General features: G+C 65.2%; 14 protein-coding genes. 7 read left to right on the forward strand and 7 right to left on the reverse strand.

Annotated elements, in window-relative coordinates:
- Positions 1–2 precede the first annotated feature (2 nt).
- From QW863_RS13915 to QW863_RS13930, 4 genes are all read left to right on the forward strand, one after another.
- Positions 3–1,226, forward strand: a complete 1,224-nt coding sequence (locus tag QW863_RS13915) for an ABC transporter substrate-binding protein (protein ID WP_315713771.1) — start codon at positions 3–5, stop codon at positions 1,224–1,226.
- 346 nt (positions 1,227–1,572) lie between these two features.
- Entirely contained in the window at positions 1,573–2,796 is a 1,224-nt protein-coding gene (locus QW863_RS13920; RefSeq protein ID WP_315713769.1) for an ABC transporter substrate-binding protein, read from the forward strand.
- Between the two features lie 249 nt (positions 2,797–3,045).
- Positions 3,046–4,269, forward strand: coding sequence for an ABC transporter substrate-binding protein (locus tag QW863_RS13925; protein WP_315713768.1), 1,224 nt, complete (start codon positions 3,046–3,048; stop codon positions 4,267–4,269).
- A gap of 28 nt (positions 4,270–4,297) precedes the next feature.
- Entirely contained in the window at positions 4,298–5,578 is a 1,281-nt protein-coding gene (locus tag QW863_RS13930; protein ID WP_315713767.1) for a glycerate kinase, read from the forward strand.
- Between the two features lie 18 nt (positions 5,579–5,596).
- Here the strand turns inward: QW863_RS13930 and QW863_RS13935 are convergent, their stop codons facing one another.
- Positions 5,597–6,103: a MarR family winged helix-turn-helix transcriptional regulator gene (locus tag QW863_RS13935; RefSeq protein WP_315713766.1), complete on the reverse strand. Its 507-nt coding sequence runs from the start codon at positions 6,101–6,103 to the stop codon at positions 5,597–5,599.
- 197 nt (positions 6,104–6,300) lie between these two features.
- Between QW863_RS13935 and QW863_RS13940 the strand changes: the two genes are divergently transcribed.
- Genes QW863_RS13940 through QW863_RS13950 form a run of 3 tightly spaced genes read left to right on the forward strand, consistent with a single transcriptional unit; the run spans position 6,301 to position 9,836 of the window.
- Positions 6,301–7,341, forward strand: coding sequence for a branched-chain amino acid ABC transporter permease (locus tag QW863_RS13940; RefSeq protein ID WP_315713765.1), 1,041 nt, complete (start codon positions 6,301–6,303; stop codon positions 7,339–7,341).
- A 3-nt stretch (positions 7,342–7,344) separates the two neighbouring features.
- A complete protein-coding gene (locus QW863_RS13945) occupies positions 7,345–9,114 on the forward strand; it encodes a branched-chain amino acid ABC transporter ATP-binding protein/permease (protein ID WP_315713764.1) in 1,770 nt (589 codons plus the stop codon).
- Positions 9,111–9,836, forward strand: coding sequence for an ABC transporter ATP-binding protein (locus QW863_RS13950; protein WP_315713763.1), 726 nt, complete (start codon positions 9,111–9,113; stop codon positions 9,834–9,836). The genes QW863_RS13945 and QW863_RS13950 overlap by 4 nt, the downstream gene beginning before the upstream one ends.
- Before the next feature lie 29 nt (positions 9,837–9,865).
- Here the strand turns inward: QW863_RS13950 and QW863_RS13955 are convergent, their stop codons facing one another.
- The 6 genes from QW863_RS13955 to QW863_RS13980 form a co-directional block, all read right to left on the reverse strand.
- Positions 9,866–10,672: a shikimate dehydrogenase gene (locus QW863_RS13955; protein ID WP_315713762.1), complete on the reverse strand. Its 807-nt coding sequence runs from the start codon at positions 10,670–10,672 to the stop codon at positions 9,866–9,868.
- Positions 10,673–10,767: 95 nt separating this feature from the next.
- A complete protein-coding gene (locus tag QW863_RS13960; RefSeq protein WP_315713761.1) occupies positions 10,768–11,913 on the reverse strand; it encodes an ABC transporter substrate-binding protein in 1,146 nt (381 codons plus the stop codon).
- 215 nt (positions 11,914–12,128) lie between these two features.
- The gene (locus tag QW863_RS13965) at positions 12,129–12,548 is read right to left on the reverse strand and encodes a thioesterase family protein (protein WP_315713760.1); all 420 of its coding nucleotides are present in this window, start codon (positions 12,546–12,548) and stop codon (positions 12,129–12,131) included.
- A gap of 258 nt (positions 12,549–12,806) precedes the next feature.
- The gene (locus tag QW863_RS13970) at positions 12,807–13,571 is read right to left on the reverse strand and encodes an SDR family NAD(P)-dependent oxidoreductase (RefSeq protein WP_315713759.1); all 765 of its coding nucleotides are present in this window, start codon (positions 13,569–13,571) and stop codon (positions 12,807–12,809) included.
- A gap of 26 nt (positions 13,572–13,597) precedes the next feature.
- On the reverse strand, positions 13,598–15,499 hold the full coding sequence (locus QW863_RS13975; protein WP_315713758.1) for a feruloyl-CoA synthase: 1,902 nt from the start codon (positions 15,497–15,499) through the stop codon (positions 13,598–13,600).
- 1 nt (position 15,500) lies between these two features.
- Positions 15,501–16,304, reverse strand: coding sequence for a crotonase/enoyl-CoA hydratase family protein (locus tag QW863_RS13980; RefSeq protein ID WP_315714363.1), 804 nt, complete (start codon positions 16,302–16,304; stop codon positions 15,501–15,503).
- Positions 16,305–16,342 lie beyond the last annotated feature (38 nt).

Below are 16,342 nucleotides of genomic sequence, written 5' to 3' on the forward strand. Positions count from 1 at the left end.
TCTTGCAGGTCGTTCAACAACTACGAATCGCCGCGATCGCGACGGCGGTCATCGCCCTCACCTCGGGCGCAGCACTCGCCCAGAAGAAATACGACGCCGGCGCGTCGGATACCGAGATCAAGATCGGCAACATCATGCCCTATAGCGGGCCGGCGTCCGCCTACGGCGTGATCGGAAAGACCGAGGAGGCGTATTTCAAGAAGATCAACGCCGAGGGCGGCATCAACGGCCGAAAGATCAACTTCGTCAGCTATGACGACGCCTATTCGCCGCCCAAGGCGGTCGAGCAGGTGCGCAAGCTGGTCGAAAGCGACGAGGTCCTGTTCGTCTTCAACCCGCTCGGCACGCCCTCGAACTCGGCGATCCAGAAATATCTCAACGGCAAGAAGATCCCGCAACTGTTCGTCGCCACCGGCGCAACCAAGTGGAACGACCCGAAGAACTTCCCCTGGACCATGGGCTGGCAGCCGAGCTACCAGAGCGAGGGCCGCATCTATGCGAAGTACCTGCTCAAGGACAAGCCCGGCGCCAAGGTCGGCGTGCTGTTCCAGAACGACGATTTCGGCAAGGATTATCTGAAGGGCCTCAAGGATGGCCTCGGCGACAAGGCCGCGTCCATGATCGTCATGGAAGAGAGCTACGAGACCTCCGAACCCTCGATCGACGGCCACATCGTCAAGCTGAAGGCCTCCGGCGCCGACGTCTTCTTCAGCGTCACGACGCCCAAGTTCGCGGCGCAGGCGATCAAGAAACTTGCCGAGATCGATTGGCATCCGACGCATCTGGTCGTCAACGTCTCGGCCTCGGTCGGCAGCGTGATCAAGCCGGCCGGCTTCGAGAACTCGCAAGGGATTCTTTCGGCCGCCTATGCCAAGGACGCTGCGGATCCGCAGTGGAACGATGATCCCGGCATGAAGAAGTTCTTCGACTTCCTCGCGCAGTATTATCCCGACGCCAACAAGCTCGACAGCTCGACCGTCTATGGCTACGGCGCCGCACAGACGCTCGTGAAGGTGCTGCAGATGTGCGGCGACGACCTCACCCGCGCCAATGTGATGAAGCAGGCCGCCAGCCTGAAGGACTTCGCGCCCGACACCTTGCTGCCGGGCGTCAAGATCAACACCTCGGCTACCGACTTCGCGCCCATCGAGCAATTGCAGATGATGCGGTTCAAAGGCGAGAAGTGGGAGCTGTTCGGCGAGGCGATCAGCGGCGCCATCGAGTAATCGTGCAATCGAGCATCGCCGCCGAGAGCGGTGCCGATCTCAACCTCGCCCTCCGCGCCATCCGCGCGGAGGGCTTTTTCGTAGGTCGCACCGACGATGCCATGAACGGTGGACAGACACCGTTTAGCTGATCTCAGGCTGTTCTCGCAGAGCAATCACCCGCCCAAATTGTGCGCACTTCTCGCAACTGCGCAGATGTTGCGCGGACGCGGACCGATAAAACACGGACCGTGCCGTGATGTCGCAACCACGCCGCGGCGGCTCTGCTATAGTCCCCCGACACACGAGAGCTTCCGTCAAGGAGGCCACGGCACGTCATCCAGAACCAACACGGGAGAAACGCACCATGATGATCACGCGACGGGCCGCCCTTGCCTCGGCTGCCGCCATCGTCCTCGCCTCGAGTTCCGCGATCGCCGCCAACAAGAAGTACGACACCGGCGCCTCCGACACCGAGATCAAGATCGGCAACATCATGCCCTATAGCGGGCCGGCCTCGGCCTACGGCATCATCGGAAAGACGGAAGCGGCCTACTTCAAGAAGATCAACGCCGAGGGAGGCATCAACGGCCGCAAGATCAACTTCATCTCTTATGACGACGCCTATTCGCCGCCAAAGACGGTCGAACAGGCACGCAAGCTGGTCGAGAGCGATGAGGTGCTGTTCATCTTCAATTCGCTGGGCACGCCGCCGAACTCGGCAATCCACAAATACATGAACTCGAAGAAGGTCCCGCAGCTGTTCGTCGCCACCGGCGCCACCAAGTGGAACGACCCGAAGGATTTCCCCTGGACCATGGGCTGGCAGCCCAACTACCAGAGCGAATCCAGAATCTACGCAAAATATCTGCTGAAGGAAAAGCCGGACGCCAAGATCGCGGTGCTGTATCAGAACGATGATTACGGCAAGGACTATCTGAAAGGACTGAAGGATGGGCTTGGCGCCAAGGCCGCCTCAATGATCGTCATGGAGGAGAGCTACGAGACCGCCGAACCCTCGATCGACAATCACATTGTCAAACTCAAGTCCACCGGGGCCGACGTATTCGTGAACATCACCACGCCGAAATTTGCGGCGCAGGCGATCAAAAAGGTCAAGGAGATCGACTGGAAGGCGCTGCATGTCCTCAACAACGTCTCCGCCTCCGTCGGCAGCGTGCTGAAGCCGGCCGGCTATGAGAATTCGCAGGACATCATCTCGGCGGCCTATCTCAAGGACGTCTCCGATCCGCAATGGAAGGATGACGCCGGGATGAAACAGTTCCTCGACTTCATGGCAAAGGATTTCCCCGAGGGCGACAAACTCGATGGCGGCACCGTCGTCGGCTACAGCGTGGCCCAGACGCTGGTGCAGGTGCTGAAGCAATGCGGCGACGACCTCACTCGCGAGAACGTCATGAAGCAGGCCGCATCGCTGCGCAACTTCCGCACCGAGATGCTGCTGCCTGGCATCACGATCAACACCTCGGCGACCGACTTCGCACCCGTCAGCCAGCTGCAACTGATGCGCTTCAAGGGCGAGAAGTGGGAGCTGTTCGGCGACGTGATCTCCGCCGACGTCGGCGGCTAACGACGAGACGCAGTTGAAACCGCCGCCTGCGGCCTCGCGCCGCAGGCGACGCTCTCTCCAAGCATCTTTGCTGTCTTTGCCAAGAATTTCTTAAGCTAGGAGTTGAAAGAGAGGCGGTCATGCAGCGGCGGCGGTTACGCCGAGCGCGCGGCTGCGCTATGGGGACTCGTCCGGAGTGAAACGAGTCGCCCGCCTTGCGGGCGGATCCAACAACAAGGCCAAGCTCCAAGGCCGAGAAGGAGTCCCCACGTGATCACTGCCCTCACCCGCCGCACGCTCTCCAGCATGCTCGGTCTCGCCCTGGCTGGCGCAGTTGCCGGCAGCGCCCATGCCGACAAGAAATACGACACTGGCGCCAGCGACACCGAGATCAGGATCGGCAACATCGTGCCCTATAGCGGCCCCGCCTCGGCCTACGGCTCGGTCGGCAAGGCGATGTCGGCAGTGTTCAAGAAGGTCAACGACGAGGGCGGCATCAACGGTCGCAAGATCAATTTCATCTCCTACGACGACGCCTATTCGCCGCCAAAGACCGTCGAGCAGGCGCGCAAACTGGTGGAGAGCGACGAGGTGCTCTTCCTGTTCGGCGTGCTCGGGACTGCCCCCAACACGGCGATCCAGAAATACATGAACGCCAAGAAGGTGCCGCAGCTGTTCGTCGCCACCGGCGCCACCAAGTGGAACGAGCCCAAGACCAATCCGTGGACCATGGGATGGCTGCCGAGCTATCAGTCGGAAGCCCGCATCTATGCCAAATATCTCACCGCGCAGCAGCCGACCGGCAAGATCGCAGTGCTCTACCAGAACGACGACATGGGCAAGGACTATCTGAAGGGTCTCAAGGACGGCCTTGGCGACACCTCCCGTGTGGTGCTGGAGGAGAGCTATGAGATCGCCGAGCCCACGATCGAGTCGCACATCGTCAAGATGAAGTCGGCCAACCCCGACATCGTCGTGCTGTTTACCACGCCGAAGTCCGGAGCCCAGGCGATCAAGAAGCTCGGCGAGATGAACTGGAAGCCGCTGACCATCATCTCGAACGTCAGTGCCTCCACCGCGGCCGTGATGCGCCCGGCCGGCGTCGAGAACTCGCAAGGGGTGATCTCGGCGGCCTATGCCAAGGACGCGTCCGATCCGCAATGGGCCAACGACCCGGGCCTCGGCGCGTTCAGGGAGCTGCTCGCCAAATATCTGCCGGAAATCAACCCCGTGGATTCGTCGGCGCTGACCGGTTACAACATCGCCACCACAATGGTCGAGGTGCTGAAGCGATGCGGCGACGAACTGACCCGCGCCAATGTCATGAAGCAGGCGGCAGGCCTGAAGCAGTTTGCGCAGGGCGGGCTGTTGCCCGGCATCACGCTGACCACCGGTCCGGACGACTTCCAGCCGATCGAGCAGCTGCAGCTGATGCAGTTCAAGGGCGAGCGCTGGCAGTTGTTCGGCGAGGTCATGAGCGGCGAGCTCAAATAGGCTCTGCACGGCAGACGGGCGGCGCCGCATGACCAGCCGCCGTCCGTTGTTGCGCTCGATCTTCGATGCCGCCGTCGCCGCGGCGCATCCCGACATCGTGCTGCCGGCATTCCTGCCGGCGGCTCCCAAAGGACGAATCATCTGCCTCGCCGCCGGCAAGGGCGCGGCCGCGATGGCGCTCGCGGCCGAGCGCCATTACCTGGACACGCTCGGGTTCGATCCCGCGAAGCTGACCGGCATCGCAACCACCCGCCACGGCCATGGTGTGCCGACCCGGCGGGTGAAGGTGATCGAGGCCGGACATCCGATGCCGGACGAGGCCGGGCTGAAGGCCGCCGACGAGACGCTGCAATTGGCGGCAACCGCCGAGCCCGGCGACCTGATGCTGGTGCTGCTCTCCGGTGGTGGGTCCGCCAATTGGGTCGCGCCGGTGAACGGTGTCAGCTTCGCGCAGAAGCAGCAGCTGACCCGCGCGCTGCTCCGCTCGGGCGCACCGATCGGCGAAATGAATACGGTCCGCAAGCATCTGTCGCGAATCAAGGGCGGCCGGCTGGCGCGGGCCGGGCAGAATGCCGAGATCGTGACGCTGGCGATCTCCGACGTGCCGCATGACGATCCCTCGGCGATCGCATCGGGTCCGACGGTGCCCGATCCGACCACGCTGGCCGATGCCCGCGGCATCGTCGCCAAATACAAGCTCGAGGTCGACCCGGCGATCGGCCGGGCGCTCGATGATGCCGCCAATGAGAGCTGCAAGCCCGGCGATGCCGCCTTCGCCCGCGCCTCGTTCGAGCTGATCGCGCGCCCCGCCAGCTCGCTGGAGGCGGCCGTGGCCAGCGTCAAGGCCGCGGGCTACGACGTGCTCGATCTCGGCGCCGATCTCGAGGGCGAGGCCCGCGAGGTCGCGGCCGATCACGCCAAACTGGCACGCGAGGCCCGCGCGCTCGGTCGCCGCATGGCGATCATTTCCGGCGGCGAGCTCACCGTGACGGTGCGCGGCCAGGGCCGCGGCGGCCCGAACCAGGAATATGCCCTGGCGCTCGCCGGCCTCCTCAAGGACATGGAGGGCGTCGCGGCGCTCGCCGGCGACACCGACGGCGCCGATGGCGGCGGCGGCAGCGCCTCCGATCCGGCCGGTGCGCTCGTCGATGCCGAGGTCATCGCCGCGATGCGGGCGCAGGGGCTGGATCCGCAGGCCTATCTCGCCAACAACGACGCCACCGCGTTCTTCGCCGCGACCGGCGGCCTGCTGCAGACCGGACCGACCCTCACCAACGTGAACGACGTCAGGGTCATCCTGGTCGATTGAGGGGCGCGACTGCGTCCTTCAGAACTCCTCCGCGATCTTGGTGAGCATCGCCAGCAGCGCGTCGCGACCATCCGGGCCCAGCAGCTCGTTGAGCCGCGCCTCATGCTTCGACACCACCAGCTTCTTGGCGCGGGCCAGCACGGCGCGGCCCTTCTCGGTCAGCATCAGGATGTGCGAGCGCCGGTCGTTGGCCGAACGCACCCGCGCACACAGGTCGCGGCTCTCGAGGCTGTCCAGCAAGGACACGAAGTTCGGCCGCAGGATGCCCAGGGTGTTGGCGATCTCGGTCTGGTTACGGCCCGGATTGGCGTCGAGCAGCAGCAGCACCGAGAACTGGGCCGGCGTCAGTTGCAGCGGCGCGACGCAGCGCAGGAAGTCCTCGAACACCTTCAACTGCGCCCGTTTCAGCACATAGCCAAGCAGATCCGACAGCTCGCCGAGCTGGACCGCTTGCGTCTCGTCGGCCGCTACGGCAGCTTCCTTGCGGCTCTCCCTCTTGCTGACGGGCTTGGCGCTATCGGCCATCACGGTCCGCCAAATTCATCGCATTTGCTTCCATCCCTGGTCTCGAATGCCGCAGCCGGAACAGCGGCCTTGAGATTATAATCGATAATTGTTATCCACTATATCAAACACGGGCAGCCCAATTCAACTGCCCAAGACCGGCGGACGGCGCTGGGCGCCGGCCGCGCCCGGTCACCACAGAGGGGGAGCGTCCTGTCTTGAACACAACGATCTTGCTGTTCCTGTTGCAGGACGGCATTACCAATGGCGCGATCTACGCGCTGCTCGGGCTGGCGCTCGTGCTGGTGTTTGCCGTCACCCGGGTGATCCTGATCCCGCAGGGCGAATTCGTCACCTACGGCGCCCTCACCTATGCCTCGCTCGCGGCCGGCCAAATGCCGGGCACCGCGAAGCTCGCCGTCGTGATCGGGCTCGCGGCCTTCGCCTTCGACCTCTACGCCATGCGCAAGACGCTGCACGCGCCGAAGATCGCGCGCACCTTCGGCCTCAACGTCGCCCTCCCTGTCGTCATTCTGCTCGCCAGCATGTGGGCGGCGAACCAGCGCATGCCCGCCGGCGTCAGCCTGGTGCTGTCGCTGCTGATCGTGGCCAGCATCGGCCTGTCGCTCTACCGCATCGTGTTCCAGCCGCTCGCGCACACCTCGGTGCTGGTGCTGCTGATCGCCTCGGTCGGCGTTCACCTCGCACTGCAGGGCCTCGGCCTGCTGTTCTTCGGCGCCGAGGGTCAGCGTGGCCCGACCCTGCTCAATGCCACGGCGACGCTCGGCTCGCTGCGCTTCACCGGGCAGGGCATAGCGGTCTACGGCATCACCATCGCCTTCATCGTCGGCCTCTGGCTGTTCTTCGGCCTGACGCTCTACGGCAAGGCGCTGCGCGCCACCGCCGTCAACCGGCTCGGCGCCCGCCTCGTCGGCATCCGCACCACGCTGTCGGGCCAGATCGCGTTCCTGCTGGCCTCCACCATCGGCGCGCTCTCGGGTATCCTGATCGTCCCGATCACGACGCTCTATTACGACACCGGCTTCCTGATCGGCCTCAAAGGCTTCATCGCCGCGATCATCGGCGGCCTGATCAGCTATCCGCTGACTGCGGTCGCCGCGCTCGTCGTCGGCATCGTCGAGGCGTTCTCCTCGTTCTATGCCTCCAACTTCAAGGAGGTGATCGTCTTCACGCTGCTGATCCCGGTTCTGCTGCTGCGTTCGCTCGCCGCGCCCGCGGTCGAAGAAGAGAAGGATTGAGCCGTGCGCGAGCGTTGGCCTCTCATCGTCTTTGCCGTCATCGTCGCGGCGATCCCGTTCGTCCCGGGCATGCCGCCGTTCTGGATCGTGCTGCTCGACAATATCGGCCTGTCGGCGCTGGTCGCGATGGGGCTGGTGCTGCTGACCGGCGTCGGCGGTCTGACCTCGTTCGGCCAGGCCGCCTTTGTCGGCTTCGGCGCCTACACGACTGCGGTGCTGTCGGCCAATTACGGCGTATCGCCGTGGCTGACCCTGCCGCTGTCGCTGCTGGTGTCCGGCCTCGCCGCCGTTCTGCTCGGCCTCGTCACGGTCAGGCTGTCCGGCCACTATCTGCCGCTCGGCACGCTCGCCTGGGGCCTCGGCCTGTTCTATCTGTTCAGCAAGCTCGCCTTCCTCGGCCGCAACGACGGCATCTCCGGCATCCCGCCGCTGTCGATCGGCAGCCTCAAGATGCTCGATCCCGGCACGATCTATTTCGCGATCTGGGCCGCCGTTCTGATCTCCGCACTGTTGACGATGAACCTGCTGGACTCCCGCACCGGCCGCGCCATTCGCGCGCTGCGCCGCGGCCACATCGCCGCGGAAGCGTTCGGCGTCTATGCACCTCGCGCCAAGCTGCTGGTGTTCATCTATGCCGCCGTGCTCGCCGGCCTCTCGGGCTGGCTCTATGCGCACTTCACCCGCGCCGTGAACCCGACGCCGTTCGGCGCCCAGGCCGGCATCGAATATCTGTTCGTCGCCGTGGTCGGCGGCGCCGGCTATGTCTGGGGCGGCGTGCTCGGCGCGGCGATCGTCGTCGTGCTGAAAGAGGTGCTGCAAAGCTACCTCCCGCTGCTGCTGCATGGCGAGGGCCAGCTCGAGACCATCGTGTTCGGCATTCTCCTCGTCACGCTTCTCCAGCTCGCCCCGACCGGCCTGTGGCCGTGGCTGACGGCGCGGCTGCCGTTCAAGCCGGTTGCCAAGCAGCCGGACACGTCGGTCAAACTGCCGGCGCGGGAGCGATCTGCGACGACTCCAAACGTGCTGCTCCAGGTCGACAACGCGCGTAAGCAGTTCGGCGGCGTGGTCGCGGTCAACAACGTCTCGTTCGACGTCCAGTCCCGCGAGATCGTCGCGCTGATCGGCCCGAACGGCGCCGGCAAGAGCACGACCTTCAACCTGATCACCGGCGTGCTGCCGCCGACCTCCGGCAACATCTCGGTGCTCGGCAAGGCCGTCGGCAACGCCCCGCCGCAGGACGTCGTCAAGCTCGGCATTTCCCGTACCTTCCAGCACGTGAAGCTGGTGCCGGACATGACGGTGCTCGAGAACGTCGCGATCGGCGCGCATCTGCGCGGCCATTCCAACGCGCTCACGAGCATGTTCCGGCTCGATCGCGGCGACGAAGCCAAGCTGCTCGCGGAAGCCGCGCGGCAGATCGAGCGCGTCGGGCTCGGCGACCAGATGCACCAGCTTGCCGGCTCGTTGTCTCTCGGCCAGCAGCGCATCGTCGAGATCGCCCGCGCGCTGTGCGTGGATCCGATGCTGCTGCTGCTCGACGAGCCGGCCGCCGGCCTGCGCCACATGGAGAAGCAACGCCTCGGCGCGCTGCTGCGCGACCTCCGCGCCGGCGGCATGTCGGTGCTGCTGGTCGAACACGACATGGGATTTGTCATGGACCTCGCCGACCGCATCGTGGTGCTCGATTTCGGCACCAAGATCGCCGAGGGCACACCTGCCGCGATCAAGACCAATCCGGAGGTCATCAAGGCGTATCTCGGAGCCACCGCATGAGCACGCTGCTGGAAGTCACCGACGCCCATGTCTCCTACGGCAAGGTCGAGGCGGTCCGCTCGGTCTCGCTCACCGTGGCCGAGAACGAGATCGTCACCATCATCGGCGCCAATGGCGCCGGCAAGACCACGCTGCTCAGTGCCATCATGGGCGTGTTTCCGCTGAAGGGTCGCGTCTCCTTCCTGGGCGAGGACATGGCCCGGCTGGAGATCGAGGACCGCGTCGCGCGCGGTCTCTGTCTGGTGCCGGAGCATCGCGAGCTGTTCGCCACCATGAACGTCGAGGACAATCTGCAGCTCGGCGCTTTCAGAATGTCGAAGGCCCACGCCGCACGCGGCTTCGAGCACGTCTACACGCTGTTTCCGAAGCTCAAGGAGCGGCGCAAGCAGCTCGCCGGCACGCTCTCCGGCGGCGAGCAGCAGATGCTGGCGATGGGGCGCGCGCTGATGGGCGCGCCAAAGATGCTGATGCTGGACGAGCCCAGCCTTGGCCTGGCGCCGATCATCGTCGCCGGCATCTTCGAAATCGTCGCCAAGCTGCGCCAGGAAGGCGTCTCGGTGCTGCTGGTCGAGCAGAACGCCAAGGCCGCGCTCAAGGTCGCCGACCGCGCCTATGTCATGGAGCTCGGCGAGTTCGTGCTTAACGGCAAGGCCAGCGAGATCGCCACCGACGAGCGCGTGGCGGCGAGCTATCTCGGCTTTGCCGAGGCGGCCGCGAGCTGAGCCCGATGTCGATGGGGTGAGGCGCTGCTTCAGGAGGGCGCCTCCTTCGACAGCAGGAAATCGACCATCACGCGCTCCAGCGCCCGGTACATGTCGGTGCCGGTCGCCGTCAGGCAGCCGCGCTGGCGCGCAGCGGCGATGAAGGGCGAGACCTCGGGCCGGGTGATGACACAGCCGCAATAGGCCGACGGGCTGACGGTCGTCATGTCGACCGGCAGAGGATCGCCGGGCTGCATGCCTGCCGGCGTGGCGTTGGCAACCATGTCGAAGCCTGTTGCGTTCATCGAGCCGACAACGGCGCGGCCTTTGCCCCGCTCGTTGAGGCGCGCGATCAGCACATCGCGGCGTCCGGCATCGCTGTCGTGAATGGCAAGCTCGCGCACGCCGGAATCGATCAGCGCCAAAGCGATTGCCGAGCCCGCACCGCCCGCGCCAATCTGTAGCGCGCGGCAGCCTGCAGCATCGAAGCTCGCCCCCTTCGCAGCGCCGATGAAGCCAAGGCCGTCGACCATGTCGCCATGCCAACGGCCGTCAGGACCACGCCGCATCAGATTCACGGCGCCGATGAAATGCGCGCGCTCCGTGGCCGTCGCACAGGCGCGGTAGCAGGCGAATTTGTGCGGGATGGTCGCGACGATGCCGTCGAGATTCTTCACCCGTGTCATCGTCGCCAGGAAGTCAGTCAGGTCGCGCGGCGCGACTTGGACCGCAACCAGGATCGCATAGCTGCCGCGCTCCGAGAACGCCTGGCTGACGCCGGCCGGCGCGCGCACCTGCGCGACGGGATCGCCGATGATGATGTGGAGCCGCGTGGCTCCGGTGGGGGCGGGAATCATGGTAGGCTCCCAAAACGACAAAGATCATCGTCCAAATGGCCGAAAGGCCGGCTCACCGAGCCGGCCTTCCTCACTCGAAGATATCGTCCGTCCAGTTACTTCGCCGGGACGTATTTGCCATCCTTCACCGTCAGGATGATGCGGGCGCGGTCGTCGAGGCCGGAGCGGTCCTTTTCGGTGAAGTTGTAGACGCCCTGCGAGGCCGCCAGATCCTTCTCGGTCAGCAGCGCCTGGCGGATGGCCTCGCGGAACTCCGGCGTGCCGGGCTTGGCAGTCTTCAGCGCCACCGGGATGATGCGCTTGAGGATCTCGAACGCGTCGAACGAATGGCCGGCGAACTGGCTGCGGCTGTTCGGGCCATACTTGCCCTCATACGCCTTGTTCAGCTCCATGCCCGGCTTCTTGGTCAGCGCGCTGTCGTCCTGCGTCTCCGGCGACATCACCGGACCGGACGCCATGATCACCCCCTCCGCCGCCTTGCCGGCGATACGGATGAAGTCCATGCTCGCGGCGCCATGGGTCTGATAGATCAGGCCGGTGTAGCCACGCTCGCGCAGCTCGGTCTGCGGCAACGCCGCGGCGGTGCCGGAGGCGCCGACCAGGATGGCGTCCGGATTGGCGGCGACCAGCTTCAGCACCTGGCCGGTGACCGAGGTGTCGGGACGCGCAAAGCGTTCCTCGTCGGCGATGGTGATGCCCATCGGCACAGCCTGATTCTTCAGATCGTTGAACCAGAGGTCGCCGTAGGAGTCGGAGTAGCCGATATAGCCGACGGTCTTGATGTTGTGCGCCTTCATGTGCTCGTACAGCACCTTGCCCATGATCGGCACCGGCTGCGGCATCACAACCGACCATTTCATCCGCTCCGGCGTGACCGGGAACGGCGCCAGGCCGAAATGCGGAATGCCGGCCTCGTTGGCGACGTTGGACACCGCGATGGTCGGCGGCGTCAGCGCCGAGCCCATGATGATATCGGCCTTCGATTCCGTCACGAAGCGACGGGCGTTGGTCGTGGCCGTGGTCGGATCGCCGCCGTCGTCGAGCACGATCACCTTGAGCGGCACGCCGCCGATCTCCTTCGGCACGAACTCGAGCGCATTGCGCTCGGGAATGCCGAGCGCCGCGCCCGGCCCCGTCGTCGTCGTGGTGATGCCGATGGTGATCTCGCTGGTCTGCGCCAGCGCCGGCGCTGATGCCAGCATCGCGATGACGCCAGCCGCCGCCAGATAGGCCTTCCTCATAAAATCCTCCCTCAATCTTTTCGGTTCAGCTCGTGATCCGCCGATCCTGTTTGCAGTCCCGCCCCCTGTCTGGGGCATCTTCCAACACGACCGGCCGATATGTGTCCAAACGTGATCATAGCATTGAACACGAGAAGATCACTCCTCACCAGTCGACCAAAGCACGACAGCTGAACATCCTTAAGACGGCCGCATGTCGCACCCATTTCCGCGCCTCATTCCCCGAGAAACTTGGCTCGCATCTCCTCCGGGAAAGGTGCCGATTTCAGCTTCTCCGGGTCGGCCGGATCGCGCCCGACCAGCACCCGGGTCTCGAACCCTTCGATGGCCAGCGCCTCACCCTTGAACACCTTGTGGGTGACGTCGAAGGACGAGCGCTTGATGCTCTCGATCCGGCTCTCGATCGTGATCCAGTCGCCATAGGTCGAGGGGATGTAGAACTTGGCGCGGGTGTCGACCATGGGGATGCCGACCAGGCCGTAGCGACGGACGATGTCCTGCTTGGAGAACCCGGCCGCCTCGAACATGACCGAGGTCGCATCGTCGAACATCGCGAAATAGCGCGGGTAGTAGACGATGTTGGCGGGATCGCAGTCGCCCCACTGGATCTGCACGTCGCGGCGGTGAACGAACATGTCTTGAAAGCCTCACACCATCGCCGATAGCGATCTGTAGAGTGGGCAACGGCGCGCAGCGCCTTGCCCACCATTTTCAGCGGCGGTGGGCACGCTACGCTTTGCCCACCCTCCGTTTCTCTACGTCGTCATTCCGGGGCGCGCGGAGCGCGAGCCCGGAATCCATCTCTCAGCAGTGCTAGACGCCGAATGGATTCCGGGCCCGACGCTGGCGCGTCGTCCCGGAATGACAACCACGTGGACGTCGGCGCGCGGCACTTACTTCGGCGCCATGCGCAGCGAGCCGTCGAGGCGAACGACTTCGCCGTTGAGGTAGGCGTTCTCGACCATGTGCAGCGCCAGCGCGGCGAACTCATCGGCGTGACCGAGGCGGCGAGGGAACGGGATCGCGGCGGCGAGCGAGTCCTGGGCCTCCTGCGGCAGGTTGGCGAGCAGCGGCGTCAGGAACAGGCCGGGCGCAATGGTCAGCACGCGGATGCCGAACTGCGCGAGCTCGCGCGCGATCGGCAGGGTCATGCCGACGATGCCGCCCTTGGAGGCGGAATAGGCCGACTGTCCGATTTGGCCGTCATAGGCGGCGACCGACGCGGTATTGATGACGACGCCGCGCTCACCGGTCGCCTGCGGCTCCAGCTTGGTCATGCCGTTGGTGACCAGACGCAGCATGTTGAACGAGCCGATCAGGTTGACCTTGATGACCTTCTCGAAATCGGCCAGCGGCATCGGACCGTCGCGGCCGACGACGCGCTTGGCGACCCCGATGCCGGCGCAGTTCACCAGCACGCGCGGCTGCTGGCCGAGCGCCTCGACGGCCTTGGCAACAGCCGCTTCCGCGCCGGCGGCGTCCGAGACGTCGCAGACCACCGGCACGCCCTTGATCTCGGCCGCGACCTCGTCCGCCAGCTTGGCGTTGAGATCGAACACCGCGACCTTGGCGCCCTGCGCAGCGAGCTTGCGGGCGGTGGCGGCCCCGAGGCCGGAAGCGCCGCCGGTGACGATGGCGGCCTGGTCCTTCAACAACATTGTCGTTTCTCCCTTGGATGCGTCGATCAGCCGGCGATGATGATGTCGTCGTCCGGCGTCGCGGCGTAGATGCGTTCGATCAGGTCCTTGCGGTTCTCCAGCACGGCGCGCTGGTTGATCGATCCCTTGTCGGTGACCTCGCCCTTGTCGATCGACAGCGGCACGCCGAGCAGGACGGCGCGCGTGATGCGCGTCGACGAGCCGGTCGCGGTCTGCAGGAATTTTGCGAAGCGCTGACGGAAGGCCTCGATGATCAGCGGATCGGCCGCCGTGGCGGCGAGGTCGTCGAACGGCAAGGTCGCGTTGATCAGGCGGCAACCATCGAGATCGAGCACGACGATTGCTGCGATCTCGTCGCGGTTGATGCCGGCGATGATCACATCGCGCGCCAGCGGCGCGCACGCAGCCACGAAGCGGGCCCGCAACGGGCCGACGGAAACCCAGGTGCCGCTCGCCAGCTTGAAGTCCTCGGCAACACGGCCGTCAAAATCGAAGCCGGCATTGAAGTCGTCGGGATCGACGGGCTTCAGCGCGTCGCCCATCTTGTAGTAGCCTTCGTCATCAAAGGCCGCGGCCGAGACCTCCGGCAGGCGCCAATAGCCCGGCGTCACGTTCGGCCCCTTGGCGCGCACTTCCATCTTGCCGTTGTTGGGAACGAGCTTGGCCTCGTTGCCGGAGACGGGCAGGCCGACATGGCCGGAGCGGCTGGTGCGCGGATTGACCGACATGAAGAACGGTGCGGTCTCGGTGGAGCCGAGGCCCGTCAGCATCGGCACACGAGTGCCCGTCTCGGCCACCGAGAGCTCGTCGAGCTCGTTCCAGACATGCGGCGCCAGTGCGGCGCCGGAGAAGAACATCGCGTGCAGCCGCTGGAAGAAGGACTTCCGCAGCGCCGGGTCCTCGCGGAAATAGGGCAGCAGCGACTCGTAGCCCTTGGGGACGTTGAAATAGACCGTCGGCGAGATCTCGCGCAGGTTTCGCACGGTCTCCTCGATGCCGCCTGGCACCGGCTTGCCCTGGTCGAGATACATCGAGCCGCCGTTGAACAGGGTCAGGCCGATGTTGTGGTTGCCGCCGAATGTGTGATTCCAGGGCAGCCAGTCGATGATCACGGGCGGCTCGTCCTTGAGGAAGGCGAGCGTCTCGCGGATCATCACCTGGTTGGCGCAGATCATCCGCTGGGTGTTGATCACGGCCTTCGGATTGCCGGTCGAGCCCGAGGTCAGCAGGAATTTCGCGATCGTGTCCGGACCGATCTTGTCATGGGCGGCGTCGAGGCCAGGAAACAGCGGCGATGCGATCAGATCGGCGAGCATCGTGATCTTGCGGCCCGGCACCGAGCCGAACGACGCCACGATCTCGGTGCCTTCGGGTACGTTGGCGATGAGCGCGTCGGCGAACTTGTCGGCGTCGTCGACGAAGACGAGGCCCGGCGTCAGCAGCTTCATCAGGTAGGCGAGCTTGCCGTAGTCGCGCGACACCAGCGAATAGGCCGGCGACACCGGACAGAACGGCACGCCGGCATAGAGCGCGCCGAACGCGACCAGCGCATGGTCGATCGAATTGCCCGACAGGATCATGACCGGCCGGTTCGGCGACAGCCCGCGCGCGAGCAGCCCCGACGCGATGTGCCGGCTCGCCGCCAGCAGCGTGGCATAGGTCAGCTCGCGCCAGCCCTCCGGGCCAACGCGCTCGGCCATGAACACGCGCTCAGGCGTGGCTTTGGCGAAGTGATGCAGCCGGTCGGTGATCCGCGGCGGATAGTCGCCGAGCGGCTGCTTCGGACGGAGATAGATGGTGCCGTCGTCTCGGCGGTCGACCGTGACGGCCGGGTCATTGAACGAGATCGCGCGCAACGGATGAACACTGGCGCTGCGCGCCGTGTCGTCCGTTCCTCCCTGTGTGCTTGTTATTGTTTGTGCGGTCATGTCACGTCGGCTTCACTTTGGCGGTCTTGTGATCGAGGAAGGCGCGGATGCGATTCTTGGCCTCCTTGTCGCTCTGCGCGACGGTGGCCATCAGCGATTCCATCAGCAGGCCGGTCTGCGGATTGGCCTCGGCGATCATCGGCAGCGCCTGCAGCACCGCGAAATTCGTCAGCGGCGCGTTGTTCGCGATCTTCGCCGCCAGCTCCATCGCCTTGGTCATCGAGGCGCCGGCCTCGACCAGATATTGCGCGAAGCCGTAGGACGAGCCTTCGGTCGCCGAATAGACCCGGCCGGTCAGCATCATGTCCATCATGCGGGCGACGCCGATCAGGCGCGGCAGCCGCACCGAGCCGCCGCCACCGACGAAGATGCCGCGCTGGCCCTCGGGCAGCGCGAAGTAAGCCGACGGCTCGGCAACACGGATATGCGCGGCGCAGGCGAGCTCGAGACCGCCGCCGATGACGGCCCCCTTCAATGCGGCGATCACCGGCACGCGGCAATACTGGATGCGGTCGAACACGCGATGCCACATCTGCGAGTGCACCAGGCCTTCGGTGGCGTCACGTTCGCGCAGCTCCGAGAGATCGAGGCCGGAGGAGAAATTGTCGCCAATCCCGTGGATCACGATGCAGCGGACGTCGTCAGGCAGGCTGGTGAAGCACTCGCCGATGGCGAGGATGATGCCGTCATTCAGCGCGTTGCGCTTGGCCGGGCGGTTGAGCCCGATCGTCAGGACGGCGCCCTGCTGTTCGATCTGCAGCAGAGACGAATCCCCCGCAGGCGTGGCGGTGTCGGCGTTTCCCATGGGCTCTATTGTGTCCTGTTCAGAATAGTTATGTTTTA

It is taken from the genome of Bradyrhizobium sp. SZCCHNR1017 (assembly GCF_032381375.1).
In the GTDB taxonomy this organism is placed as follows: domain Bacteria; phylum Pseudomonadota; class Alphaproteobacteria; order Rhizobiales; family Xanthobacteraceae; genus Bradyrhizobium.